Origin of the sequence: Catenulispora sp. GAS73, assembly GCF_041262085.1 — a bacterium.
Taxonomy (GTDB): Bacteria; Actinomycetota; Actinomycetes; order Streptomycetales; family Catenulisporaceae; genus Catenulispora.
This window is the reverse complement of record NZ_JBGCCM010000003.1, coordinates 110,426-133,865: the sequence shown is the minus strand read 5'-3', so window position 1 is coordinate 133,865 and position 23,440 is coordinate 110,426. Positions and strand designations below refer to the sequence as shown.

Below are 23,440 nucleotides of genomic sequence, written 5' to 3'. Positions count from 1 at the left end.
GGAATCGGGCGGTACTTTGTCCGTGCCCGTTCCCCCTCAACCCCCTGATTCGAGTGAGGCTGTCGATGACGCTCTCCCGACGCACCCTGCTGACCTCAGCCCTGACCGGCACGGCCCTGGCCGCCGCCGCTGGCAGCGAGCTGACCTCGGCCTTCGCCGGACCCAAGCCCGCGACCGCGGCCGGCGCCGCGCGGCCCGCGGCCTCGGCCGCCGGGGACGTGGTCGGCAAGATCACGGTCGGCTACCAGGGCTGGTTCGCCTGCATCGGCGACGGGGCGCCGATCAACGCGTGGTGGCACTGGAGCCAGAACGAGTCGCAGGCCCCGACGCCGAGCAACCAGAACCTCAAGGCGTGGCCGGACATGTCGATATACACCAACGGCTACCGGACCGGCTACGCGAATCTGGGCAACGGCGCCGCGCCGAACCTGTTCTCCTCCTACGACCAGTCCACGGTCAACGCGCACTTCTCGCTGATGCAGCAGCACGGCTGCGACACCGCCGCACTCCAGCGCTTCGACCCGAACGGCAGCGAGGGCCCGACCCGCAACGCGGTCACCGCGAAGGTCAACACCGCCGCGCAGCAGTACGGCCGCAAGTTCTACATCATGTACGACGCGTCCGGCTGGACGAACATGAAGACCGAGATGCCCGCCGACTGGACGAACGTGATGTCACAGTACGCCTCGTCCTCGGCGTACGCGCACCAGAACGGCAAGCCCGTGGTCGGCATCTGGGGCTTCGGCTTCAACGACGCGAACCACCCCTGGTCCGCCGCCGACTGTCTGTCGGTCGTGCAGTGGTTCAAGGACCAGGGCTGCTACGTGATGGGCGGCGTCCCGACCTACTGGCGCACCGGCGTGAACGACTCGCGCTCCGGCTACCAGAACGTCTACTCCGCCTTCAACATGATCTCGCCGTGGATGGTCGGCCGCATCGGCTCGGTCAACGACTCGAACAACTTCTACACGAACGTCAACACCGGCGACCAGTCCTACTGCAACTCCAACGGCATCGACTACCAGCCCTGCGTCCTGCCCGGCGACCTCTCGGGCCGCCAGCGCGCCCACGGCGACTTCATGTGGGCGCAGTTCTACAACATGGTCCGCGTCGGCGCGCAGGGCATCTACATCTCCATGTTCGACGAGTACGGCGAGGGCAACCAGATCCTCAACACCGCCCCGACCCAGGCGTACGTCCCCACCAACTCCGGCCTGCTCTCCCTGGACGAGGACGGCACGGCGTGCAGCGCGGACTACTACATGCGCCTGACCGGAGACGGCGGCAGGATGCTCAAGGGCCAGCTCGCTCTCACCTCGACGCGGCCCACCCCGCCGGAGGTCTCCAGCGGCGGCGGTGGCGGCTGCGGTTCTCTGACCGCCAACCAGCAGCTCACGGTGAACCAGTCCACGCTGTCCTGCGACGGCCGCTTCACCCTGATCCTGCAAGGCGACGGCAACCTCGTGCTCTACCAAGGCAGCACGCCGCTGTGGGCCTCGAACACGGTCGGCAAGGCCAGCGCGAGGGCGATCATGCAGGGCGACGGCAACTTCGTGATCTACGACGGCAACGGCTCGCCGCTGTGGGCCAGCAACACGGCCGGCAACAACGGCGCTTACCTGACGGTGCAGAACGACGGGAACACCGTGATCTTCAGTTCCAGCGGCGCGACGCTGTGGAGCACCGGGACCGCAGGACACTGAGCAGCGGCCGACAACTCGCGCCCTCACCGCCTCCCTCGCAGGGGCGGCGAGGGCGCGACCCGAATCAGGCCACTGTGACACCGAGCACGCCCGGGTCGCCCGCGCCCATCGCCCAGCGCACGCCGCGCGGCGGCCGGTAGGATCCGAACCCATGCGCAACCGTGACCTGGCCCGACTCAAGCACCTCCGCACCCTGGACCCGGTCAAGGACCACGAGGAGATCTACCGCACCGTCGCGCAGTACGAGTTCGGCTGGGAGACGATGCTGGGGCTGAACCTGGCGTTCTACCGGACGTTCGGGATCCCGGCCATCGCCGAGCTGCTCCACTCGACCGGCGAGATGACCGAGCGCTCGCGCAAGCGCGCGGACGACACCGGCCTGCTGATGTACGAGATGATCACGCACGGCCTGGCGGCGGAGCACGGCCGGGCCGCCGTGAAGCGCCTGAACCAGATCCACCACCGCTTCGAGATCTCCGCCGGCGACTACCGCTACGTGCTGGCCACGTTCGTCGTCGTGCCGACGCGCTGGATCGACCGCACCGGCTGGCGCCCGCTGTGCTGCCACGAGCGCACCGCGACCGTCGAGTTCTACCGGCGGCTCGGCACGCTGATGAACGTCAGCGACATCCCCGCCGACTACGCCGGGTTCGAGAAGCTGCTCGACACCTACGAGGCCGAGCACTTCGGGCACACCGCCGCCGCCGAAGCCCTGATGGCGGCCACCCGCGGGCTGTTCGCCGGGCGTCTGCCCGACCGGCTCAAGGGACTGGCCGGGCCGGTCGCCGACACGCTGCTGACACCGTCGCTGCGGGCGGCCGTCGGCGCCCCGACGCCGGCGCTGCCGGTGCGCGCTCTCGTCAATAGCCTGATTCGGCTGCGGGCGACGACCGAAGCGTGGAAGGCGCCGCGCACGAAGCCCTATCTCACGCTCGGCACCGCGCCGAGCTACCCGGACGGCTACCAGGTCGAGCAGCTGGGGCCGGACAACACCGCACCTAACCCCGCGCAGTAGCGCCGCCCCGGACTTCGTACTCGTTCCCGGCCGGATCGAGCAGTTCGCCGCTGTCCGAGTCCGGGGCGAGAACGTCGAGCCGCAGCCGATTGCGTCCCGTCTTCGCCGCCGCCGGCGGACCCATCACCAAGGACACCGGGCTGTCGTCCGCGCGTCGCAGCCGGAAACCCCAGGCGCCGGATTCGAAGTGGGTCCAACCGGTACGGGACATCCAGAACGCCGACCGCTCGGCGCGGTCCTGCTCCGCGATGTCCAGGCAGATCGCGACGAGCCCGGCGTCGGCGAGCACACCGGGATGCCCGGGGCGTAGAACGCAGAACTCGTTGCCTTCGGGATCGGCCAAGACGTCCCAGGGCACGTCGCCCTGCCCGATGTCGGCACGCGTGGCGCCGAGCGCCAGGAGCCGCTCGACTTCGGCCGGCCAGTCAGGACCGCCGGCCACGTCGAGGTGCAGCCGGTTCTTGCCGGCCTTCGGCCGGTCGGTCGGGGCGAACCGGAGGCCCAGGCCGTCCGTACGCCCGCGCGTCGCCTCGGTCCAGAAGCTCTCCAACGCCGCGACGTCAAGCGCGTCGATGACGACTCCAGCCAGCTTCATGTCTGTCACCGCTCTCTCACAGCTGTCAGGTCCGGGCGTAGGCCCGGAGAATCGCCAACGCATTGCGGACGTCATCGACATGCGTGCGATGACTGGTCGGATTCATTCGCAGGAAGAAGCGGCCTTCGACGCGCGTACTGGACAAGAATATCCGCTCGGTCGCATTGACCCGGTCAAGCAGCCTTTGGTTATCCTCATCGTCGCCCCGCATTCGGAACACCACCACCGAAAGGTCGGGCTCCCAGGGGACCTCGAAAACCGGATCGGCGGACAGCTCTCGATATATGAGCCCTGCCAAGTCGAGCTTTTCGTCCAGCGCCTCACGGAACGCGGCCACGCCGTGCAGGTGCAGCGGCAGCCACAGCCGCAGGCCGCGGAACTCCCGCGTCAGCTCCGGTCCGAGATGCCCGTAGTCGGGCAGGTCGTCGACCTCGTGCACGTCCTGCAGGTAGTGGCCGTCGTCGGCGTGGGCGGCCAGCAGCTTCGACGTGTCCCGCACCAGCAGGACCCCGGTCCCGTACTGCAAGAACAGGCTCTTGTGCGGATCGACCACGACGGAATCAGCACGCTCGATACCGGCGAGCCGCTTGCGGCCCCGGTCCGTCAGCTGCAGGCCGCCGCCGTACGCACCGTCGACGTGGAACCACAGCGACTCCTCCGCCGCGATCTCGGCGAGCTCCGCGAGCGGGTCCACGCTGCCTGTGCTCGTCGTGCCCGCAGTCCCGACCAGCAGAAAAGGCTCGAAGCCGCGCTCGCGATCCTCGCGGATCAGGCCGGCCGCCGCCGACGGATCCATGCGAAGCTGCCGCGTCGGCACGACCCGCACGGCAGAAGCGGGGAACCCAGCGATCCGCGCCGCCTTCGCCACGCAGTAGTGCGTGTGTTCGGTCACGTACAACGTCCCGCCGGCGAAGTTCTCCCCGAGCCGGTCGTCACGCGCCGCGACCAGCGCCGTCAACGTCGCGAGGGACCCTCCCGTGGTGATCAGCCCGCTGGCACCCTCGGGAAGCCCGAACTCCTTGGCCAGCCAGCGCAGCACCCCGTGTTCCATCGCGACGAGGGCCGGCGCCAGCGTCGCCACCGCGGTGAAGCGGTTGTAGACCTGAGCCAGAGCATCGGCGAGCGCCGAGGAGACCAGGCCACCTGCCGGGAAGTACGCGTAGTAGCCGGGATGTGCCGGGTCGAGCCCGAACGCGGCGGCGTAGCGGAACACGTCCAGTAGTTCGTCGAAGTTGCCCGGCGTCTCGTCGGGCGGACGCAGCATCCCGGTCACGACCTGTTCGTCGTCACCGAAGTGACTCGCGGGCGTGGCCGGCAGCGCGTCGATGTAGTCGGCGATCCTCGTGATGATCGCCTGTCCCATCGCCTCGACGGTCTGGCGATCGGGCTCCAGTGTGTGAGCGCTCCGGCACATGACACTCCTCCCCTTCTCCCCTGCGTGGGTCACACGGCCGTGTATCCGCCGTCGACGGCCAGGATCGAGCCGGTGACGTAGCTCGCGGCCGGGGAGGCGAGGAAGGCGTACGGCGCGGCGATCTCGGCGACCGTCGCGCGCCGGCCCAGCGGCGTGAAGGTCTCGATGCGCCGGTCGGACGCCGGGTCGTCGTGCGCGGTGACTCTGTCCATGATGTTGGCGACGTACCCGGGCGCGACCGCGTTGACGCGGATGCGGTGCGGGGCCCATTCGGCGGCGAGCGTGCGGACGAGCTGGTTGATCCCGCCCTTGCTGGCGGCATACGGGGCCAGGGTCGGGATGCCCACCGAGCCGGCGATGGAGGAGGTCATGGTGATCGATCCGCCGCCGGCGTTCTCGATCCAGTGCCGCGCGGCGGCCTGCGCGGGCTGGAAGGCTCCGCGCAGGTTGACCGTCAGGATCCGGTCCCACTCCTCGACGGTGTAGTCGACAGCCGGCTTGATGATGTCGATGCCTGCGTTGCAGACGACGTGGTGGACGGCCCCGAACGCCTCCAGGGCCGTGCCCACGAGCCCCTGCGCCACGGAAGCGTCGGTGACGTCGCCGGCCAGCTGCGCGACCCGCGGCACGCCGTCGGCGGTCGGCGGGTACTGCTCGCTGAGCTCCTTGAACGCCAGGGTGGTCTCGGCGTCGTCGTGGCCGTTGACGCAGACCCGTGCGCCCTGCGCGAGCAGCGTTTCGGCGATGGCCAGGCCGATGCCGCGGCTGGAGCCGGTGACGACCGCGGCGGTGCCGGTCAAGTCGAACAGATCGTTCATGATTCCCCGTTTGTCGTGCCTCGTGGAACGAATTCATTGTTGCATGCAGTTGTGGATGCAGCAAGGTTGTGATGCAGCAAGGTGGAGTGCGGCTTGCCTCACGAGAACAGATCCACCAACGCCTCCCCCCGCGCCGTCCGCCGCACCACTGTCCGCGATCCCTGCCGCCGGCGGGTGAGCAGCCCGGCGGCCTCCAGGTGCCGGCAGTGGTAGGTGGCGGCCGGGGCGGTGGCGCCGATCCAGCCGGCGATGTCGGACATCGTCGCGGGCGTCGTCAGGGTCCTGAGGATCAGCGCGCGGGCCGCGCCGATGGCCACACCGAGGGCGTCGGCGCCGGCGTCGGCGCGGGCCGGGGCGGCGGCGCTGTGCAGGCGGCCCTGGCCGGGCATGGCGTAGCCGAGCCACACCAGGTCGGGGCGGTCGAGCTCGCACAGCGCCGGCGCCGCGCTGGAGATGATCGGCACGAAGGCGAGCGTGCGTCCCTCCAGCGCGAAGTCCTCCGGGTAGCGGTCCTCGATGTACAGGCTTCCGTCCTGGTAGTGGTGGCGGGAGCCGAGGCCGAGCAGCACCGCCTCCGGCGCGCCCCGGACGACGGCCCCGCCGATGCGCTCGGCCTCGCGGTCGAACAGCTCCGAAGCGCGGCTCCACACCGGGGCGAAGGCACCCCAGGTGTCCGCCATGACGTCAGCGACGCCCCGCAGCCATCGCTCCGGCGCGGCGACGACCGGCCGCCACGGCAGCGGGACGTCGTCGCCGAAGATCCCGTGCAGCTCGGCCAGCAGCACGTCGGGATCGGCCCCGCGGATCCGCTCCAGATGCCCTCCGGGATCGGAGCTGTCGAGGTTCGGCCGGATCGGCGGGCTGATGCAGTCCGGCAGCACCGGCGTGCCCGGCGCGAACATCGGGCGCAGCACCGCCGCGGCGTCGGTCGACATCGACCCACGCACCAGCCGGCGCCAGGGCTCGGGCACTCCCTGCGGCCGGTCGCCGTAGATGTCGGCGAGCAGGGAGATCAGCATCGGTACGGGATCGCGGATGACGCTCACCCGCAGGCGGGTCATGTCCCCGAGGTCTATGCGCGAGAAGGCCATGAGACCGCCCCCAGAAGCTTCACGGGACCCTCCCCTGTCAGGGCTCTGCGTAGCGCGTCATGGTGCGCGCAAGAGAATCATCGAGTTGACGGTCGGCCCGGACAAACCCTTCAACGATCGTTGAAGGTCGTGTTCGTGGAGATCATGCCCCGTAGGATACCGTAGGTTGAGGCCTATCATAGGTACGTACCCACTATCTGGGAGGGGTCATGGCATAGTGCATGCACAACCGCATGCACTATGCTCGAATGGCTGCTCCCACAAGCGCGCCGGAAGGAACCCACGCACCGATGACCCCTGCGGTCTCCCTCGCAGAAGAAGCCCTCCGGCAACTGCGCTCCGACATCATCGCCGGCCGGATCCGGCCGAACACCCACCTCGTCGCTGGTGAACTCGCCGAGCGCCTGGACATCTCGCGCACTCCGGTCCGCGAGGCGTTGCAGGTGCTGGCCAGCGAAGGCCTCGTGGTGGCGACGCGCCGGGGTTTCGTCGTGCACGAACACAGTGCCGAGGAGATCAAGAACATCTACGAGGTGCGGGCTGCGCTGGAGGCGATGGCGGCGCGGCTGGCCGCCGAGCGGGCCGACCCCGGCACGGTGCGGGCGCTCGCGGCGATCGGGGCCCACGACCCCGGCGTCGTGGACCGTCCCCGCGAGGAGCTCGTGACGCTGAACGAGGCGTTCCACGAGGCGGTCATGGTGGCCTCGGGCAATCCCCGGTTGGCGGCGGTCAACGAGCGGAACTCGCAGCACTTTTTCAACCACGAGATCGCTCGGCTCTACACACGGGAAGAGGCTGCCGCCGCCGTCGCCGGGCACGCGAAGATCCTTGAGGCGATCACGAAGCGCGACCCCGACGCGGCTGCCGCCGCCGCGCGTGAGCATGTTCTCGAAGCGCTGGACGTCACGTTGCGGAAGTTGAGGTAGCGGGGCTTCTGTCACCGCCACCTTGCCGCGTTCAGCCTTGTGCATGCCTCAGCATCGCAGCGAACTGCTCCAGTCCCCCGACTATCTGAGCTCCGCGCAGGGTGTTGGTGTAGTCCTGGTAGCTGGTGATCTTTCCGTTGCGGACGTGGATGACGCCGATCGACGAGGGCAGCACGAAGGGCTCGCCGGTGGCCTTGACCGTGCCCTCGACGGTGAACTGGGCCGTGACCTGCTCCGGGTCGGCGCCGGGGTGGACGGCGACGGTCACCTTGTCGAACGTCAGGAGGCCGCGTGCGGAGTTCGCGGCCACGCCTCGCAGGTGCGCGCTGATCGCGTCGAAGCCCTCCCAGCGCTTCGGGCCGTCGAGGCCGAACGGGGTCTCGTAGACCGCGTCCGGGGCGAACTGGGAGATGAAGAGTTCGTTCTGGCCGCTTTGCATCGCCTCTCGCAGCCGCTCGATGACCTCGATGGCCTCAGTGGCCTCAGTGGCCTCAGTGGCCTCGGTGGTCGTCACTGCCGGCTGCGTGTTTGTCTTTGTCACGAAAGCCCCTCCACTTACTGAAGATGACGCTGGTAGACTTGTCGATACCGGAGAGATTTCTCCGGTACTGGAAGGACGATATGGAGAACTCTCTCCGTAAGTCAAGGAGCGGGTGATGACGACGACCGGCGAGACGCAGAGCGCGGTGCTCCCCCTCCCCCGGCGTGCCGACGCAATGCGGAACCGGGCTCTGCTGCTGGAGACGGCGCGGGAGATGCTGTCCCAACAGGGGATCTCCGTGTCCTTCGACGACATCGCGCAGCGGGCCGGCGTCGGGGTCGGGACGGTGTATCGGCACTTTCCCACTCGGGCGGATTTGCTGCGTGCCGTGTTCAGCCGCGGGCTCGTGCGGATGACTGAGCGCGCCGATGAGCTGTTGAGCGCTGAGGATCCGGGCCGGGCGTTCATGACGCTGTTTCGGGAGTTGGTGGACGCGGCCGCGGTGAACAAGGCCGTTTGCGAGTCCGTCGATGTGGAGGATCAGCAGCGGCTGATACCGGATCCTGAGACGAACCGGGTGTTCGAGGCGGCGCTGGGGGCGCTGTTGGCCAGGGCGCAGCAGGCCGGGCAGATTCGGGCCGAGCTTGACGTGGCGGATGTGCGGGCGTTGGTGCTCGGTGCCGCGACGGTTTCTCGGGCGCGTGAGGGGGCGCGGTCAGCACGGCTGGTGGATCTTGTGGCCGGAGCGCTGTTGTGTGACGAAAGTTCCCTCGCTGCCGACGCGCGTTACGAAACTCCGAGCGTTTCGCATCTTCCGGATCTCCGGTGTGCCGAGTGCGGCGCGCCGCTTCACGCCTCGCCGACGGGACGTCCGGCTCGCTACTGCGGGGCTTCGTGCCGGCAGCGGGCGTATCGGAAGCGTTCCGTCACCTGACCATCGTGACCATCGCCTGCTGAGAGCAAAGGATTCAACCCCTCGGGAACTCGTGCCGATCGGGCCCGAGTTGGATTGGTCGGAGCCGATTGATCGGGCGCGGCTCGGTTAGCGAGCCGAAAGGCGGCGCGCGCTCGCGCGGGCGAGGTGCTCGGCAATCGGGAGGCGACGCGACTCTGGCCGACCAGCGCGGTACCAGTCGTGTCGGCCCTGCCGCGAGCCCGGTGTCTGCGGCGATCGCGCACCCGAGATCCCCGATCCCGGCGCCCTCACTCGCCCTCCGCCGCGTCGCCCGCCGCCACCGGCTCGGAGAGCTCCGCGCGCAGGTCGATCAGGCGGGAACTGGCGATGGCGTCGACCATCGTCGAGGCCTGGGTCCAGGTGGCGGCGGCGGTGGTGGTGTGGCCGAGGGCGGCTTGGGCTTGGCTGAGGCGGAGGAGGCTTTCGGCGTGGCCGGCTTGGTCTTCGATGGTGGCGCGGAGGTTGGCGGCGTCGGTGAGGAGGGAGACCGCTTCCTCGGCGCTGTTGTTGGAGGTGTGGGCTGTGCCGAGGGCGTTCAGGATGTAGGCCTCGATGTAGGGCCGCTCCGCCTTGCGCGCCAGGGGCAGGGCCTCCTCCAGGGCCGCGGCGGCCTCGGCGTGCTCGCCGCAGGCGGTCAGGGCTTCGGCGAGGTCGGCGAGGCCGGCGGCGGTGCGCTCGGGCATGTCGATGATCCGCAGGACCTTGACCATCTTCTGCTGGTTGGCCACGGCCTCGCGGTAGTGCCCCGCCTTCAGTAGGACCCAGCCGTAGGCGTTGTACGCGATCACCAGCAGCCGCAGGTCGCCGACCTGCTCGGCGGCCTCGACCCCGAGCCCGGCCGCGTCCAGGGCCTCGGCGTGCCGTTCCAGGTGCCCGAACGCGTACGCCTGCACGCTCAGGATCCGGGCCCGCCCCAGCGGATCGCCGTCCCGCTCCGCGGATCGCAGCGCCACGGTGAACGTCTCCGCCGCCTCGGCCCAGCGGCTGCCCTGCGTGAAGAACAGGACCAGCTGCGAGGCCAGCACCCAGGCCTCGGGCCCGGGCAGGTCCGACTCCGCGGAGACCACGGCCGCCTGGATGTTGGCGATCTCCACCAGGAACCACTGCCACGCCGCGTCGCGATCGGCGAAGCTCGGAACCGCCTCGGGCTCCGAGATCCTGGACAGCAGATCCCAGGTGTTCGTCCTCGGCGCCAGCTGATCGGCCGCGGAGGAGGAAGCGTGGCAGTACCAGTGGATCAGCCGAGCGATCGCCGCCGACCGATCCGAAGCGTGGGCGGGGTCATCTCCCGCGGAGGGTGTGGCTAGTTCGCGAGCGAAGTCCCGCAGCAGGTCGTGCAGGAAGTAACGCCCGGGGATCACGCTGTCCACGAGGTGCGCGTCCAGCAGCACGTCCAGGGCATCCTCAGCATCGTCGAGCGAAACACCGGCCAGAGCCGCGACCGCCGCCACCGAAATGTCCGGACCGCCCACCAGCCCGAGCAGCGTGAAGACCAGAGCCGGCGAAGACTCAGGACGCGCACCGGCAGGCAAACCCCGAAAGCTGACCTCAAAGCTAGCGCGCGCCGCCAGATCCCCGATCCGCAGCTCGTCCAGCCGCCGGTGCTCGTCATCCAATCGCGTCGCCAAAGCCTGCACCGGCCACGAACGCCGAGCCTGAAGCCGCGCGCCGACGATCCGCAGCGCAAGCGGCAGACCGGCGCAAACCCGCAGAATGTCATCAGTGGCCTGAGGCTCGGCACGCAACCGCTCGACCCCGACCAGCTCCCCCAACATGTTCAGCGCCTCGACCGCCGACATCGGCTCCAGATCGAGGCGCGCGGTCGCCGGCAGATCGCTCAGCCGCGATCGGCTCGTGACCAGAACAGCAGAGCCCGGCGAGGCCGGCAGCAAAGGCAGCACCTGCGCGGCGTTGCGAGCGTTGTCCACGACGACCAGCAGCCGTTTGCCGTGCGTCAGACTCCGGAACCGCGCCTGCCGAGCCTCCGCGTCCACCGGCACTGCCTCCGCCGGAGTCCCGAGGTCCACCAACCACTGCCGCAGCACCTCGCCGGGGTCCCGCGTCGCGGCGTCCATGCCGTGCAGGTCCACGAACAGGTTCCCGTCAGGGAACTGATCCGCCACCTGATGCGCCGCGGCGACGGCCAGCGACGTCTTGCCGAGCCCGCCCCCGCCGGTGATCACCGCGACCGGCACCTGACCGGCCCGCCCCGACCGGACGGTGATCGCCTCGTGCAGGAACCGGATCTGCTCGTCTCGGCCGGTGAAGTCGCCGATGAGGGCCGGCAGCTGGGCTACTGCGATCACTTCGGCGGCTGGTGGCATCGGCACCGATGCCGACGCCGACGGCTGAGGCTTCACCACCGGGTCCGACGCCGAATCCACCGAGTCGGAGCCTTCCTCGACATCCGCACTCAGCGCAGGATCCTGATTCAGCATCCGCTGATACAGATCCCGCAGCTCGACCGAAGGCTCGACCCCCAACTGCTCGTCCAGCAGATTCCGCAACCGCCGGAACGCCTCCAGCGCGTCGGCCTGCCGCCCCGCCCGATACAGCGCCAGGCTCAGCTGCCGCCACGCCGGCTCGTGCAAAGGCTGCGTCGCGGTCAGGTCCAGCAGCTCCCCGACCACCTCCCGGTGCCGCCCCAGACGCAGGTCCGCGTCGATGCGGACCGTCTGCACCAACAGCCGCTCCTCCCGCAGCGCCCGCAACCGGCTGGCCAGGTCCAGCCCGACGATCCGCCCGGCCAGCGGCTCGCCCCGCCACAGTTCCTGCGCGGCGGTCAGCACCTTCGCCGACTCGGTCCACACGCCGCCGGAGGCCAACCGCCGTCCCTGCCGCGACAGTTCTAAGAACTCTGCGACGTCGAAGCCGACCCCGTCCAGATCGATCAGGTAGCCCGACGGCCGCGTGGTCAACCGCTCGGCCAGCACCGGCCCCAGGAACCGCCGCAGCCGGCTCAGATGGTTGCGCAGCGACTCCACGGCGGCCATCGGCGTCCGCTCCGGCCACACCGCGTCGATCAGCACGTCGAGCTGAACCGCCCGCGGGCTGCTCAGCAGCAACACGACCAGCACAGACTCGGGGATACCCGGCGGCAGCTCCTCCGGCCCGGCTCCGTGGTCCACCGTCGTCGGTCCCAATATGGCGAAACGCACGGCCGTGCCTCCCGTTGTGCGTCTAGCAAGGTCCTTACAGCCTAGGCGGCCAGACACAGGCTACGCCTCGCCCTTCCACAATTCGTTCGGGAAGTTGGGCCTGCTATTACCTCGTTCGTCGCACGGCTTCCAGGGGCGCACTCACGGCGGCAGCCGTGCTCGCGCTGTCCGTGCCGCTCGCGGCGTACAGCGCGACCACGGCGCAGGCACAGACCACCATCTCCACCGCCGCCACCGCCACCGCCACCGACCTCAGCACCGTGACCATCAAGAACCCCGGCGTGGCCCCGTTCTGGACCGTCGCTCTCGAACAGCCGGTCACCAGCACCGTCACCGGCAGCCCCGCCAACGCCGAGGTCGCCTCGCACTCCTGGGCCCAGACCACCGCCGCGCGGCTCCAGGCCCACGGCTTCCAGTGGGCCAACGCCCGGCAGCCGCGCACCATGGCCGGCACCGACGCCAAGGGCGACCTGCTCCTGGTCACAGTCGACGGCCGCCAGACGGCCGGCAGCGAGGGCTTCACGCTCTACGAGGAGGCCGAGTTCATGCGCTCGCTCGGCGCGGTGCAGGCGCTGAACCTCGACGGCGGCGGGTCCACGGCGATGGCCGTGGACGGCAAGCTGGTCACCAACCCGTCGGACGCGACCGGTGAACGGGCGGTCGGGGACACGGTTCAGGTGCTGCCGTAACCACAACGACCACGACGCCTACGACGCCGCCGGCCTGGTCCGCTCACGCGGGCTTGACCAGGCCGGCGTCGTAGGCGGCGATCACCAGCTGGGCCCGATCGCGCGCGTCCAGCTTCATCAGCAGCCGGCCGATGTGGGTCTTGGCCGTGGACAGGCTGACGTGCAGATGCGCCGCGATCTCGTCGTTCGACATGCCGAGGCCGACGAGCGTCAGGACTTCGCGTTCGCGGTCGGTGGTGTCCTCCAGGACGCCGAGCGGTCGCCGGGACGGCTCCGGTCGCCGGGTGAACTCCTCGATGAGGCGCCGGGTCACGCTCGGCGACAGCAGCGCCTCGCCGGCCGCGACGACGCGGATCGCGGCCAGCAGGTCCGCCGGCGGCGTGTCCTTGAGCAGGAAGCCGCTGGCCCCGGCACGCAGGGCCGTGAAGACGTACTCGTCGATGTTGAAGGTGGTCAGGATCAGGACCCGGATGGGCGGTGTCGGCGACGCGGCGGTGATCCGGCGCGTCGCCTCGATCCCGTCCATGCCGGGCATCCGGATGTCCATCAGGACCACGTCGGGGTGTTCGCGCTCGGCGAGCTCGACCGCCTCGGCGCCGGTCGCCGCCTGACCGACCGACGACAGGTCCGGCGCGGAGTCCACGAGCAGGCTGAAGCTGCCGCGCACCAGCGCCTGGTCGTCCGCCACCAGGACCCGGATCGTCATGATCCGGCCTCCGTCAGCGGGATCCGGGCGGACACCCGGAAACCCCGGCCGGGCAACGGTCCGGCGTGGAAGTCGCCGCCGTACATGATGACCCGCTCCCGCATGCCGACGATGCCGTGTCCCAGACCGGAGATCTGGCTGGCCCCGGCTGTGCCGTTGTCCGTCACCTGCACCGACAGTGCGTCCTGTTCATAGCTGACCGTCACGCGGCACGTGTCCGTCGCCGCATGCTTCACCACGTTGGTGATCGCCTCCTGAATCACCCGGTATGCAGCCAGGTCGATACCAGCGGCGACGACAGTACGCTCGCCGTGGATCTCCAGATCCACCAGAAGTCCGGCCTCATTGGCCCGTGCCACGAGAACATCCAGGTCGACGAGCCCCGGAACCGGCACCAACTCAGCCTCCTGCTGTCCACGCACGCTGCCGTCCGCACTGTCATCAGCGCGAAGCATCGCCAGAAGAACCCGCATCTCACGCAGAGCGCCGCGGCTAGTCGTCTCGATCGACGCCAGAGCGCGCGCCGCTTCGTCAGGGTTCGTCTTCACCACATAGTTGGCCACGCCGGCCTGGACGGCGATCAGGCTGACAGTGTGCGCGACGACGTCGTGCAGCTCGCGAGCGATCTGCAACCGCTCCTCGCTGCTGATGCGGCGGGCTTCGGCCAGTTGTTCGCGCACTTCCTGCGCGGCTTGTTCCTGTGCCTTGGCCGTGTAGGAACGCTGCTGCTGGAGCGCGTAGCCGGCCAGCCAGGCGGCCGCGACGTAGACGCCGGTCTCCGCCGCGAAGCGGCCGGTGTCGCCGGAGCTGGCGTTGCCGGGACCTGCGGCATAGACGGCGAATCCGGCTCCCACCGCGAGCACGGTCGCGAGGAGGAGCCAGAGCGCCTCACGCCGGGGGAACCGTAGCGGGATCAGGGACACGGCGTAGCAGGCCCCGACGGGGATGTAGACCGGAGCGTTCACGGCGGTGCCCGCGATGGCCAGCGCCGAGCTGACCACGACGACCGCGAGGACGGTACGCGGCCAGAGTCGGCGAAGGGCGGCGGGAAGGGACGCCAGGAGCAGGACGGCGACGGCCAGCCAGCCCGGGAAGCGCAGGTATGGCACCTTGCCCGCGGCCACCGCCAGGACGGCGACGGCGCAGTCGACGGTGGCCCATTGCCACGGCCGCAGGCGCAGGCGCGCCAGGCGGGTGACCAGCGGCGGGCTGTGAGCGTCCATGGCATGACGGTACCGGCGCAGTGCTTGAGCGCGCGTCGGCCTCAGAGACGATGTCGCGCGTCGTACTTCAGGCCAGATCGGGGCGCGGAGGTCGATGCCACGGTCCGACGACTCGCGGGGGCGCCGGGCGGCACTTTGGATCGCATGAACACCGCCATCCAAACCCGTCAGCTGGGCAAGCGCTATCGCAGCCGCTGGGCCCTGACCGACTGCACGCTGAGCATCCCGGCTGGCCGCGTCGTCGGACTCGTCGGCCCCAACGGCGCCGGCAAGACCACGCTGCTGAACCTGATCACGGGCCACCTGGCCCCCGACGCCGGGGCGATCGAGGTGCTCGGCGGGAGGCCCGGGAGCGGTCCGGGGCACCTGGCCAAGGTCGGCTTCGTGGCACAGGACACGCCGACGTATCTGGGGCTGTCCATCGCCGACCACCTGCGGCTCGGCGCGCGCCTGAATCCGCGCTGGGACAAGTCGTATGCCGAGGAGCGGATCAAACGGCTCGCGCTGGATCCGCGGCGCAAGGCGGGGCGGCTCTCCGGCGGTCAGCGTGCGCAGTTGGCGTTGACGATGGCCATCGCGAAGCGTCCTGAGCTGCTGATCCTAGACGAGCCGGTCGCATCGCTGGATCCGCTGGCTCGGCGCGAGTTCCGGGACGAGCTGCGGGAGGCGGTTGTGGAGCGGGCGACGACGGTCATGCTCTCCTCGCACCTGGTCTCGGATCTCGAAGGGTTCTGCGACTACCTGGTGGTGATCGCCGCGTCTCGTATTCAGGCGGCGGGGTTGGTTGATGAATTGCTCGCGGCACAGGGCGGACCCGCGGACTTGGAAGAGCTGGTTCTGGCGCATATGAGCCGCGCCTCGCGTTCGGAAGTGGAGACTCAGCGATGATCTGGCTTGTCTATCGGCAGTTTCGTGCCTCGGCGGTTGTCGCTGCGGCTGTCGTTGTCGCGTTCGCTGTCGCGCTCGCGACGACGGCGTCGGGGTTGTCAGGGCTCTACGATTCCAGCGGCCTGCCGTCGTGTGGCTCGTCGTGCTCGGCGGCGACGACACACTTCCTGGCCTCGATGAAGGCGGACGGGGTCTATCCGGTGCTGTATTTCACCGGGCTCGGACTGCTGCTGCTCACGCCGGCGCTGATCGGGGCGTTCTGGGGCGCGCCGATGATCACTCGGGAGGTGGAGGGGCGGACGCTGCGCTTCGTGTGGCATCAGAGCGTCACGCCTACGCGCTGGGCCGTGATGAAGATCGCGGCGCTGGGGTTGGCGAGCATGGCGTTCGCCGGGCTGGTCAGTCTCGCGCTGAGCTGGTGGGCTGCGCCGATCGATCGGGCCGGCGGCTTTCCTGTCGGGGGCGGTTCGCAGGGTGTCGGAACACAGATCAGCCGGTTCCAGAAGATCGTGTTCGACGCGCGGGGTGTCGTGCCGCTGGGGTACGCGGCGCTCGGGTTCGTGGTGGGCGTCGTGCTCGGGGTGGTGGTGCGGCGGACGGTGCCGGCGATGGCGGCCACGCTGGTGGTCGTAGCGGCGGTGCAGTTCGTCGTGCCGACGTGGGTGCGGCCGCATCTGGTCGCGCCGGCGACGATCACCAGGCCGGTGCTGACGGCGGCGGATCTGCGGTCGGCGCAGTTCGGGAACGAGGGGCAGGTAACGGTGCCGGTGGACATCCGCGGGGCGTGGATCGTCACGGACCGGACGGTCACGCCGGACGGGCGCGGGTTCAGCTTGCTGCAGGCGTCGCAGTGCACGAATCTGGGGATCGCGCAGACGGACGACTGCCTGGGGGCGCTGGGGCTGCGGCAGGTGGTGACGTATCAGCCCGCCGACCGGTTCTGGGAGTTCCAGGGGATCGAGACGGCGATGCTGCTGGGTGCTTCGGTGGTGTTGGCTGCGGGCGGGGTGGTGTGGATCCGGAAGGTGCGGCTTTCGTAGCGGCGCGTGGTTCGCGCTTGGTCCGGCCGGCAGGTAGCTCACTTTTGGGAAGTAGCTGCTTCTCGGTAAGGTAGCCGCCCGGCGGAAAGAAATGAGGTGAGCGCTGTGGCGTCTGTCGCGACCGTGAACGTGACCGAGGCACCTTCCTACGACCCGTTCGAGCGGGGCTGCCCGTCGCGGGACCTGCTCGACCGGATCGGCGACAAGTGGTCGATCCTGGTGCTCGGCGCACTCGGACAGCACGGCAGATCGCGCTTCACCGACCTGCGCAAGCGGCTGGCGGGCGTCAGCGAGAAGATGCTGACGCAGACGCTGCGCGCGCTGGAACGCGACGGCCTGGTGCTGCGCACGGTGTACCCGGAGGTGCCGGTGCGGGTGGAGTACGAGCTGACGCCGCTGGGCGTGACGCTGCGCGGGCCGGTGAAGGCACTCACGGAGTGGTCGCTGGAGCACACGACCGAGGTGCTGGCCGCGCGCGAGGAGTACGACGACCGGGCGAATCGGGGCGGCTGACGCTGCCTGCTTGCCAGCCAGCCAGCCAGCCAGCCAGCCAGCCAGCCACAGCATCCAGCACACGCCCGCGAATGCACCGAGCACGGACCGTGCCCCGTTGCACCAGCCCCGCGTATCGGCCGACCATCGCGCCGGCTCAGAGCATCGTCGTCAGCGTGTCGATGATGATCTGCTCCGGGCTGGTGCTCGCCGTGCTCGGCGGCCGGTAGAAGTGGCCGAGCCAGCCGTAGATCGACATCGCGCCGAGACTCCGCGGGGGTGAGTACAACGTATTCTCGCTAGCCCGCCAGGCCGACCTCCTGGAGCAGGCGGCTGCCGTCGTAGTTGGTCGTGAGCTGGAGGCCGGGGACGACCGGGCGCACATTCAAACTGTTCAGGCAGGCGGCGATGGAGTTCGCCACGGGCAGGAAGGCGGTCATGGCCGCGTTGGCGCGGTCGGCGTTCATGAGGCGTTTGAGCTTCAGGGGGACCACGAACAGGCCGGCCGGGTAGTAGATGCTCAGGGCGGTCGTCGCCCACTTGGATTTCAGGACCTTGACGTCGCCCGCCTGCTGGGTCAGCGAGTCGATCACCAGGCGCGCCGACTGGTAGGCCTGCTCCAGCCAGTAGCGGGCGTCGTCGGGGCGGCCGAGGGCGAGCCACACGAGCGCCAGGTGCAGCTCGACCATGGTGCGTTCCTGGACCGAGGAGGCCAGTGGCTGGGCGTCGTAGAAGCGGTCCTTGGCGGTTTCCAGGAGACGGCGGCTCTCCTCGGCGTGGTCGGCGAGACGGTGGGCTTCGCTCAGGAGCAGGCGGCCGGCTCGGTAGGGGCCCTCTTTCAGGAGTTTGACGTTCGTGTCGATGCTGTGCAGGACGCGCGATTGCTCGTCCTCGATGGCGTAGAGCGACTTGACCAGCTCCAGGACCTGGTCGCCGCCGGGGACGGCCGAGGTGAGCGCGTTGTTCAGGGCCGAGTGGACCGGTCCGAACTTCGCGACGCTGGCCGCCAGGCCGAACCACTTCGCCGCCGGATCGGGGCCGGAGAACACCACGGCCGGGAGTTGTTCGTCGTGCTTGCCGGCCCGCTGGCGGGCCCACTGGGCGACCTTCAGCAGCTGCTCGTCCAGCTTCGAGCCGGTGGCCGAGGGCGGTGGCGGCGGGGCCGGGGCAGGGGCGTCCACCCAGAACTGCCATCCGGGAGGAGCCGGCGGCCAGCTGCGGTCCGGCTGCCAGCCGGGATCGGGGACCCAGCCCTCCGGAGGAGTCGGCCAGCCGGGCGGGACATTGAAGCGCATTGACGTGCCCACTCTCGCGACTAAACGCTCCGGCGGAGTCCGATCGGCAGTCAAGGTAGCAGGAGTTCCCGCCGGTGTCGGCCGATGCAGGGATTCACCCTAATCGCTTCGTGACCTGGGGTTATACACCCGTTGAGAGGTTGCTGCCGCGGGCCTGTCCCTACCGTCCGCGCGGCCGGACCAACCCGGACTCGTAGGCGGCCACCGCGGCCTGCAGGCGGTCGCGGACGCCCAGCTTGGTCAGGATGTTCTGCACGTGGGACTTCACCGTGGATTCGGCCAGGTGCAGGGCGGTGCCGATCTCGGCGTTCGACAGGCCGCGCGCGACCAGGAGCAGGACGTCCACCTCGCGGGCCGACAGCAGGGCGCGGAGCTCGGTGCCGTCGGAGGGGTCGGGTTGGTCGGCGGCCATGCGTTCCAGCATTCGGCGGGTGACCGGGGGCGCCAGGATCGCCTCGCCTGCCGCGATGACGCGGACCGCCTCCACGAGCTGGTCGGCGGTGGCGTCCTTGAGTAAGAAGCCTGATGCGCCGGCGCGCAGGGCGTCGGCGACGTAGTCGTCGAGGTGGAACGTGGTGAGCATCAGGATCCTGGTGGGGTGCGGACCGGGGCCGGAGCACAGCGAGCGCGTCGCGGCGACGCCGTCCAGGCGCGGCATGCGGATGTCCATCAGGGCGACGTGCGGGCGCAGGCGGCGGACCGCCTCGACCGCCTCGGCGCCGTCGGCGGCCTCCCCCACGACCTCCATGCCCGGTTCGGACTCGATGATCGCGCGCAGGCCGGAGCGGACCAGGTGCTGGTCGTCGGCGATCAGGACACTGATGGTCATCGGGAGTCCTCCTCGGGGAGCGGGATGACCGCCTCGACTTCGAATCCGCCGCCGGAGCCGGAGCCGCCGGCGCCGTTGTTGATGCCGTTGACACCGTTGATGCCGGGGCCCGCGCGCAGGCTCCCGCCGTAGATCGCCACCCGCTCGCGCATCCCGACGATGCCATGCTCGGCGCCGGACGCCGGGCCGGTCGGTCCGCGCCCGTCGTCGAGCACTGACACGCGCACCGACCCCCGGCCCGGCTCGACGGTGACAGCGGCCGTCGCACCGGGACCGGCGTGCTTGAGCACGTTGGTCAGCGACTCCTGCACGATCCGGTACACCGCCAGCCCCACGCCCGGCGGCAGCTCGGCCGGCGGCGCGTCCAGCCGGACCGGCAGCCCGCCGGACTCGAACCGCGCGACCAGCTCGGCCAGGTCGTCCAGCCCCGGCTGCGGGCTCATCTCGGGCTCGGCGTCCGGGCGCAGGACGGCCAGCACGCGCCGCATCTCCGCCAGCGCCTCGCGGCCGGTCGCCGAGATCGTCGCCAGGAACGGCGTCACCGCCTCCGGGTTCGTCCGCGCCGAGCGCGTCGCCGCCTCGGCCTGCACGGTGATCAGGCTGATCGAGTGCCCGACGACGTCGTGCAGCTCCCGCGCGATCCGCAGCCGCTCCTCGGCCACGGCGCGCGCCGCGCGCTCGCCCTCCTCGGCCTCCAGCCGCGCCGCGCGCTCGACCAGCTCGGCGATGTAGGCACGCCGGGTACGCAGCGCGTAGCCGAGGATCCACGCCGACACCACGGCCAGGCCGACGCTGTTGAGGCCGTTGCCGCGCGCGTCGGGGGCGAGGTTCGCGGCGGACAGCGCGAGGGCGGAGGCTGCCGCGCTGGCCGCGCTCGCCACCGGGAAGCGGGCGCGGCCGGTGCGCTCGGCGTCGTCGGCCTCCTCGGGAGGAGCCGCGCCGCCGTCCCAATGCACCGCCACGGCGTACGCGGCGAAGAACGTGCCCACCCCCGCGCCGCCGGCCGGGTAGCCGCCGACCGTCAGTAAGAAGGCCACCGCCGTGGTCGCGGCCAGCGTCGCGACCGGCGCGCGCCGCCGGGCCAGCAGGAGCAGGCCCTGCGCGACGGCCAGCGCCGGGATCGCCGCGCGCGGCAGCCAGGAGGCGAGCGTGTCGGTCGCGCCCAGGCCGGTGGCCGCGGCGGCGAGGACGCAGACGAGCCAGTCCAGGCCGGCCTGGCGTCGTCTGCCCGTGCTCACGTGGTCCATCATGCCCGCGTCAGTCCCGGCCGGCCCGTCAGGCGTCGCGGCGCCGGAGCACCAGCGCCGCGAGCGTCCCGAGGCCGACGACCCAGAGGGCCAACAGGGACCAGGCCGAACCTGCGCTGACCAGATCGGCGGTGTGCGAGTGCCACATGGATTCGCCGAGGTTGGACGGCAGGTAGGGCACGGTGTGCCGCCACAGCGCGGTGTGCGGCAGCTGGTCGACCATCACCGGCAGCATCAGGAACACGGCGAAGACGCTGGTCATCGCCACGGCGGTGCCTCGGGCGAGGGCGCCGAGGAAGACGCCGCACAGGCCGGTTCCGGTCAGGTACGCCACCGCGCCGAGGACGTGCCCGAGCACGCCGGGGTCGCCGATGCGCACCGTCGGCACGTGCCCGCTGAGCAGGCCTTGCCCGGCGAAGAAGGCGACGAAGCAGACCACTGCCGACGCGACCAGCGCGAGCGCTCCCAGCAGCGCGGACTTGGCGGCGAGGACGAGGACGCGTTGCGGCGTCGCGGCGAAGGTGGTGCGGATCAGGCCGTTGCCGTACTCGCTGGTGACGACCAGGGCGCCGAGGACGCCGAAGAAGAGGACGCCGATCCGCAGGAAGCCGAAGTTGATGGTCAGCGGGTCGAAGGTGGCACGGCTGGAAGCGCTGACGTCGTTCCAGTGCGTGGCGTAGTTGGAGCAGACCAGGGCGGCCAGGCCGATGCAGAACACGGCCGCGACGAGCAGCGTGATCGGCAGCGACCGGAGCGAGCGGAGCTTGATCCACTCGGTGGTGAGCACGGCCTGGGCTCGGCGGGTGGGGGTCATCAGACGTCCCTCCTTCGGATGGTGGCGAACGCCGCCGCGGCGGTGGCCGCGACGTAGGCGGCGAAGAGGGCGAAGCCCGGCCAGGCGCCGAGGTTGTGGCCGCTGTGGTCGAGGTGCCAGATCTGGAAGCCGGCCCCGGCTGGCGAGAACTCGCTGATGACCTCGCCGGTCTTGCCCGGGAGCAGGGCCAGGATCACCGGCAGCACCATCATGACGCCGACCAGCGCGGCGAGGGAGGCCGCGGTGCGGCGCAGCAGCACGCCGAGGAACAGGCCGAACAGTCCGATGCCGGTCAGGTAGAGGCCGCCGCCGACGACAGCCGTCAGCACGCCGGGATCGCCGAGGCCGACACGCGGCACCGGCGCGGAGAGGAACGCCCGGCCGACGAAGAAGGCGGCGAAGGACAGCACGGTGCACCAGAGCCAGACGACGCCGGCGAAGATCAGCGCCTTCATCGCCAGCACCTGCCGCCGCTGCGGGGTGGCGATGAACGTGCCGCGAATCAGGCCACTGGTGTACTCGCCGGTCACGGTGAGGACGCCGAGCGCGCCGACCAGGAGCTGCGCGACGACGATGCCGCGCAACGTGACGTCGCCGGGGTCGAAGGACGCGCGGTCGGCGGCGGTGTAGCCGCCGTGGTAGCCGACGCCGACCATCCAGGCGCCGAGGACCATGGCGAGCAGCGTCGCGATCAGGACGGCCGGGCCGGAGCGGACCGAGCGGAACTTGATCCATTCGCTGTCGGCGGTGGCGCGGAGCCTGATGGTGGTTTGTTTCGATCCAACAGCGCGACCAGGGATGGCTGTGCTTGCCCGGGCGCTCATGCGAGCACCGCTTCCAGCACCGGCTCGGGCACCAGAGCCAACTGAGCCGCGATCTCGGCAGCGGCCGTAGCGCCGGCGGCAGCCCTCCTCGCGCGCGCACTCACGCCGACACCGCTTCCACCATCGCCGCCGCCGGCCCCGGCACCCGGTACTCGACACTCTCGCCGGTGAGCCGGAAGTACGCCTCCTCCAGCGACGCCGTCACATCATGCAGCTGATGCAGCACATGCCCGCGCGCCGCGGCCAGTTCCCCGATGCCGACCGAGCCGAGGCCGGCGACCGCGAGCGTCCCGTCGGGCTCGATCGTGACCTTCGCGCCGGCCGCGCGCAGGTCCGAGGTCAGGCGGCGGGGGTCGGCGGCGCGGACTTCGACGCGTTCGGCGGAGTGGCGGGCGATCAGTTCCGACAGCGGCGTGTCCGCCAGCAGCCGGCCGCGGCCGATCACCAGCAGGTGGTCGGCGGTCAGCGCCATCTCGCTCATCAGGTGGCTGGAGACCAGCACGGTCCGCCCCTCGGCGGCCAGCGAGCGCATCAGGGTCCGGATCCACAGGATGCCGTCCGGGTCGAGGCCGTTGACCGGTTCGTCGAACAGCAGCGTCCCCGGGTCTCCGAGCAGCGCGCCTGCGATCCCCAGTCGCTGCGCCATGCCGAGCGAGAAGCCGCCGACCCGCTTGCGCGCCACCGACGTCAGCCCGACCTCCTCCAGCACCTCGTCCACGCGCCTGCGGCCGATGCCGTTGGCGGCGGCCAGGCTGTGCAGGTGGTTGTACGCCGACCGCCCCGGGTGCACCGCACGCGCGTCCAGCAGCGCCCCGACGTCGTGCAGCGGCCACACCTTGCCCCGGTAGTCGCGGCCGTCGACGGTGACGCTCCCGGCCGTGGGCAGATCCAGCCCGAGGATCATCCGCATGGTGGTCGACTTGCCGGCCCCGTTCGGGCCCAGGAAACCGGTCACCAGCCCGGGCCGCACCTGGAAGTCGATCCCGTCCACCGCGGTCTTGTCGCCGTAGCGCTTGGTCAATGCCGTCGCCTCGATCATGAGGCCCTCCTACAGCTCATGACCTCGACGGTATTGAGACGGCGACCGGCCCCACCTCGTCCGGAAGGTGGAATCCGGCGGCGGACGGCCGAAAACCTCCTCCTTAGGAGGGAGCGAGGCGGCGCGGCAGGTCGGTTAGGCCTTGTTGCGCGCTCCTACAAAGCACACATGCACACAAGCGCACCGGCACACGAACCA

General features: G+C 70.4%; 21 protein-coding genes and 1 pseudogene. 8 read left to right on the top strand and 14 right to left on the bottom strand.

Annotated elements, in window-relative coordinates; genetic code table 11:
• Nucleotides 1-65 precede the first annotated feature (65 nt).
• Together ABH935_RS05575 and ABH935_RS05570 are read left to right on the top strand one after the other, a co-directional pair.
• Nucleotides 66-1,703, top strand: a complete 1,638-nt coding sequence (locus ABH935_RS05575) for a lectin (RefSeq protein ID WP_370376672.1) — start codon at nucleotides 66-68, stop codon at nucleotides 1,701-1,703.
• A 151-nt stretch (nucleotides 1,704-1,854) separates the two neighbouring features.
• A complete protein-coding gene (locus ABH935_RS05570; protein WP_370376671.1) occupies nucleotides 1,855-2,718 on the top strand; it encodes an oxygenase MpaB family protein in 864 nt (287 codons plus the stop codon).
• Here the strand turns inward: ABH935_RS05570 and ABH935_RS05565 are convergent.
• The 4 genes from ABH935_RS05565 to ABH935_RS05550 all read right to left on the bottom strand — a co-directional run bounded on the left by ABH935_RS05565 (nucleotide 2,702) and on the right by ABH935_RS05550 (nucleotide 6,636).
• Nucleotides 2,702-3,313, bottom strand: coding sequence for a VOC family protein (locus ABH935_RS05565; RefSeq protein WP_370376670.1), 612 nt, complete (start codon nucleotides 3,311-3,313; stop codon nucleotides 2,702-2,704). The two genes, ABH935_RS05570 and ABH935_RS05565, sit on opposite strands and share 17 nt — an antisense overlap.
• Nucleotides 3,314-3,338: 25 nt before the next feature.
• The gene (locus tag ABH935_RS05560; RefSeq protein WP_370376669.1) at nucleotides 3,339-4,676 is read right to left on the bottom strand and encodes an aspartate aminotransferase family protein; all 1,338 of its coding nucleotides are present in this window, start codon (nucleotides 4,674-4,676) and stop codon (nucleotides 3,339-3,341) included.
• Between the two features lie 80 nt (nucleotides 4,677-4,756).
• Nucleotides 4,757-5,545 carry an SDR family NAD(P)-dependent oxidoreductase gene (locus ABH935_RS05555; RefSeq protein ID WP_370376668.1) on the bottom strand — a complete coding sequence of 263 codons (789 nt, stop codon included), beginning with the start codon at nucleotides 5,543-5,545 and terminating at the stop codon, nucleotides 4,757-4,759.
• A 98-nt stretch (nucleotides 5,546-5,643) separates the two neighbouring features.
• A complete protein-coding gene (locus ABH935_RS05550) occupies nucleotides 5,644-6,636 on the bottom strand; it encodes a hypothetical protein (RefSeq protein ID WP_370376667.1) in 993 nt (330 codons plus the stop codon).
• Between the two features lie 290 nt (nucleotides 6,637-6,926).
• Between ABH935_RS05550 and ABH935_RS05545 the strand changes: the two genes are divergently transcribed.
• Nucleotides 6,927-7,562 (top strand): GntR family transcriptional regulator, encoded by a 636-nt coding sequence (locus ABH935_RS05545; RefSeq protein ID WP_370376666.1) that lies wholly within the window; start codon nucleotides 6,927-6,929, stop codon nucleotides 7,560-7,562.
• Between the two features lie 31 nt (nucleotides 7,563-7,593).
• On the opposite strand, the gene ABH935_RS05540 is transcribed toward ABH935_RS05545, so the two are convergent.
• Nucleotides 7,594-8,103: a nuclear transport factor 2 family protein gene (locus ABH935_RS05540; RefSeq protein WP_370376665.1), complete on the bottom strand. Its 510-nt coding sequence runs from the start codon at nucleotides 8,101-8,103 to the stop codon at nucleotides 7,594-7,596.
• 115 nt (nucleotides 8,104-8,218) lie between these two features.
• Between ABH935_RS05540 and ABH935_RS05535 the strand changes: the two genes are divergently transcribed.
• The gene (locus ABH935_RS05535) at nucleotides 8,219-8,977 is read left to right on the top strand and encodes a TetR family transcriptional regulator (RefSeq protein ID WP_370376664.1); all 759 of its coding nucleotides are present in this window, start codon (nucleotides 8,219-8,221) and stop codon (nucleotides 8,975-8,977) included.
• 269 nt (nucleotides 8,978-9,246) lie between these two features.
• On the opposite strand, the gene ABH935_RS05530 is transcribed toward ABH935_RS05535, so the two are convergent.
• Nucleotides 9,247-12,156 carry a BTAD domain-containing putative transcriptional regulator gene (locus ABH935_RS05530; protein WP_370376663.1) on the bottom strand — a complete coding sequence of 970 codons (2,910 nt, stop codon included), beginning with the start codon at nucleotides 12,154-12,156 and terminating at the stop codon, nucleotides 9,247-9,249.
• A 413-nt stretch (nucleotides 12,157-12,569) separates the two neighbouring features.
• Between ABH935_RS05530 and ABH935_RS05525 the strand changes: the two are divergent.
• Nucleotides 12,570-12,845: pseudogene (locus ABH935_RS05525) on the top strand (phosphodiester glycosidase family protein); the annotation flags it as partial.
• A 43-nt stretch (nucleotides 12,846-12,888) separates the two neighbouring features.
• Here the strand turns inward: ABH935_RS05525 and ABH935_RS05520 are convergent.
• Both ABH935_RS05520 and ABH935_RS05515 read right to left on the bottom strand, forming a co-directional pair.
• Entirely contained in the window at nucleotides 12,889-13,551 is a 663-nt protein-coding gene (locus tag ABH935_RS05520; protein WP_370376662.1) for a response regulator, read from the bottom strand.
• Entirely contained in the window at nucleotides 13,548-14,774 is a 1,227-nt protein-coding gene (locus ABH935_RS05515) for a sensor histidine kinase (protein ID WP_370376661.1), read from the bottom strand. Before ABH935_RS05515 ends, ABH935_RS05520 begins: the two co-directional genes overlap by 4 nt.
• 144 nt (nucleotides 14,775-14,918) lie before the next feature.
• Between ABH935_RS05515 and ABH935_RS05510 the strand changes: the two genes are divergently transcribed.
• From ABH935_RS05510 to ABH935_RS05500, 3 genes are all read left to right on the top strand, one after another.
• Nucleotides 14,919-15,662, top strand: a complete 744-nt coding sequence (locus ABH935_RS05510) for an ABC transporter ATP-binding protein (protein WP_370376660.1) — start codon at nucleotides 14,919-14,921, stop codon at nucleotides 15,660-15,662.
• On the top strand, nucleotides 15,659-16,702 hold the full coding sequence (locus ABH935_RS05505; RefSeq protein WP_370376659.1) for a transporter: 1,044 nt from the start codon (nucleotides 15,659-15,661) through the stop codon (nucleotides 16,700-16,702). Before ABH935_RS05510 ends, ABH935_RS05505 begins: the two co-directional genes overlap by 4 nt.
• 105 nt (nucleotides 16,703-16,807) lie before the next feature.
• The gene (locus tag ABH935_RS05500; RefSeq protein WP_370376658.1) at nucleotides 16,808-17,215 is read left to right on the top strand and encodes a winged helix-turn-helix transcriptional regulator; all 408 of its coding nucleotides are present in this window, start codon (nucleotides 16,808-16,810) and stop codon (nucleotides 17,213-17,215) included.
• 278 nt (nucleotides 17,216-17,493) lie between these two features.
• On the opposite strand, the gene ABH935_RS05495 is transcribed toward ABH935_RS05500, so the two are convergent.
• From ABH935_RS05495 to ABH935_RS05470, 6 genes are all read right to left on the bottom strand, one after another.
• The gene (locus ABH935_RS05495; protein ID WP_370376657.1) at nucleotides 17,494-18,489 is read right to left on the bottom strand and encodes a hypothetical protein; all 996 of its coding nucleotides are present in this window, start codon (nucleotides 18,487-18,489) and stop codon (nucleotides 17,494-17,496) included.
• 160 nt (nucleotides 18,490-18,649) lie between these two features.
• Nucleotides 18,650-19,318, bottom strand: coding sequence for a response regulator (locus ABH935_RS05490; protein ID WP_370376656.1), 669 nt, complete (start codon nucleotides 19,316-19,318; stop codon nucleotides 18,650-18,652).
• A complete protein-coding gene (locus ABH935_RS05485; protein WP_370376655.1) occupies nucleotides 19,315-20,556 on the bottom strand; it encodes a sensor histidine kinase in 1,242 nt (413 codons plus the stop codon). Before ABH935_RS05485 ends, ABH935_RS05490 begins: the two co-directional genes overlap by 4 nt.
• A 37-nt stretch (nucleotides 20,557-20,593) precedes the next feature.
• Nucleotides 20,594-21,379 carry an ABC transporter permease gene (locus ABH935_RS05480; protein ID WP_370376654.1) on the bottom strand — a complete coding sequence of 262 codons (786 nt, stop codon included), beginning with the start codon at nucleotides 21,377-21,379 and terminating at the stop codon, nucleotides 20,594-20,596.
• Nucleotides 21,379-22,203, bottom strand: a complete 825-nt coding sequence (locus tag ABH935_RS05475) for an ABC transporter permease (RefSeq protein WP_370376653.1) — start codon at nucleotides 22,201-22,203, stop codon at nucleotides 21,379-21,381. The genes ABH935_RS05480 and ABH935_RS05475 overlap by 1 nt, the downstream gene beginning before the upstream one ends.
• A gap of 100 nt (nucleotides 22,204-22,303) precedes the next feature.
• A complete protein-coding gene (locus ABH935_RS05470; RefSeq protein ID WP_370376652.1) occupies nucleotides 22,304-23,242 on the bottom strand; it encodes an ABC transporter ATP-binding protein in 939 nt (312 codons plus the stop codon).
• Between the last annotated feature and the right edge of the window lie 198 nt (nucleotides 23,243-23,440).

Coding starts and splice junctions, on each gene's coding strand:
- ABH935_RS05575 (WP_370376672.1), top strand. CDS start 66: ATGACGCTCTCCCGACGCACCCTGCTGACCTCAGCCCTGACCGGCACG.
- ABH935_RS05535 (WP_370376664.1), top strand. CDS start 8,219: ATGACGACGACCGGCGAGACGCAGAGCGCGGTGCTCCCCCTCCCCCGG.
- ABH935_RS05555 (WP_370376668.1), bottom strand. CDS start 5,545: ATGAACGATCTGTTCGACTTGACCGGCACCGCCGCGGTCGTCACCGGC.
- ABH935_RS05495 (WP_370376657.1), bottom strand. CDS start 18,489: ATGCGCTTCAATGTCCCGCCCGGCTGGCCGACTCCTCCGGAGGGCTGG.
- ABH935_RS05545 (WP_370376666.1), top strand. CDS start 6,927: ATGACCCCTGCGGTCTCCCTCGCAGAAGAAGCCCTCCGGCAACTGCGC.
- ABH935_RS05565 (WP_370376670.1), bottom strand. CDS start 3,313: ATGAAGCTGGCTGGAGTCGTCATCGACGCGCTTGACGTCGCGGCGTTG.
- ABH935_RS05505 (WP_370376659.1), top strand. CDS start 15,659: ATGATCTGGCTTGTCTATCGGCAGTTTCGTGCCTCGGCGGTTGTCGCT.
- ABH935_RS05480 (WP_370376654.1), bottom strand. CDS start 21,379: ATGACCCCCACCCGCCGAGCCCAGGCCGTGCTCACCACCGAGTGGATC.
- ABH935_RS05570 (WP_370376671.1), top strand. CDS start 1,855: ATGCGCAACCGTGACCTGGCCCGACTCAAGCACCTCCGCACCCTGGAC.
- ABH935_RS05470 (WP_370376652.1), bottom strand. CDS start 23,242: ATGATCGAGGCGACGGCATTGACCAAGCGCTACGGCGACAAGACCGCG.
- ABH935_RS05490 (WP_370376656.1), bottom strand. CDS start 19,318: ATGACCATCAGTGTCCTGATCGCCGACGACCAGCACCTGGTCCGCTCC.
- ABH935_RS05560 (WP_370376669.1), bottom strand. CDS start 4,676: ATGGGACAGGCGATCATCACGAGGATCGCCGACTACATCGACGCGCTG.
- ABH935_RS05515 (WP_370376661.1), bottom strand. CDS start 14,774: ATGGACGCTCACAGCCCGCCGCTGGTCACCCGCCTGGCGCGCCTGCGC.
- ABH935_RS05510 (WP_370376660.1), top strand. CDS start 14,919: ATGAACACCGCCATCCAAACCCGTCAGCTGGGCAAGCGCTATCGCAGC.
- ABH935_RS05550 (WP_370376667.1), bottom strand. CDS start 6,636: ATGGCCTTCTCGCGCATAGACCTCGGGGACATGACCCGCCTGCGGGTG.
- ABH935_RS05520 (WP_370376662.1), bottom strand. CDS start 13,551: ATGACGATCCGGGTCCTGGTGGCGGACGACCAGGCGCTGGTGCGCGGC.
- ABH935_RS05475 (WP_370376653.1), bottom strand. CDS start 22,203: ATGAGCGCCCGGGCAAGCACAGCCATCCCTGGTCGCGCTGTTGGATCG.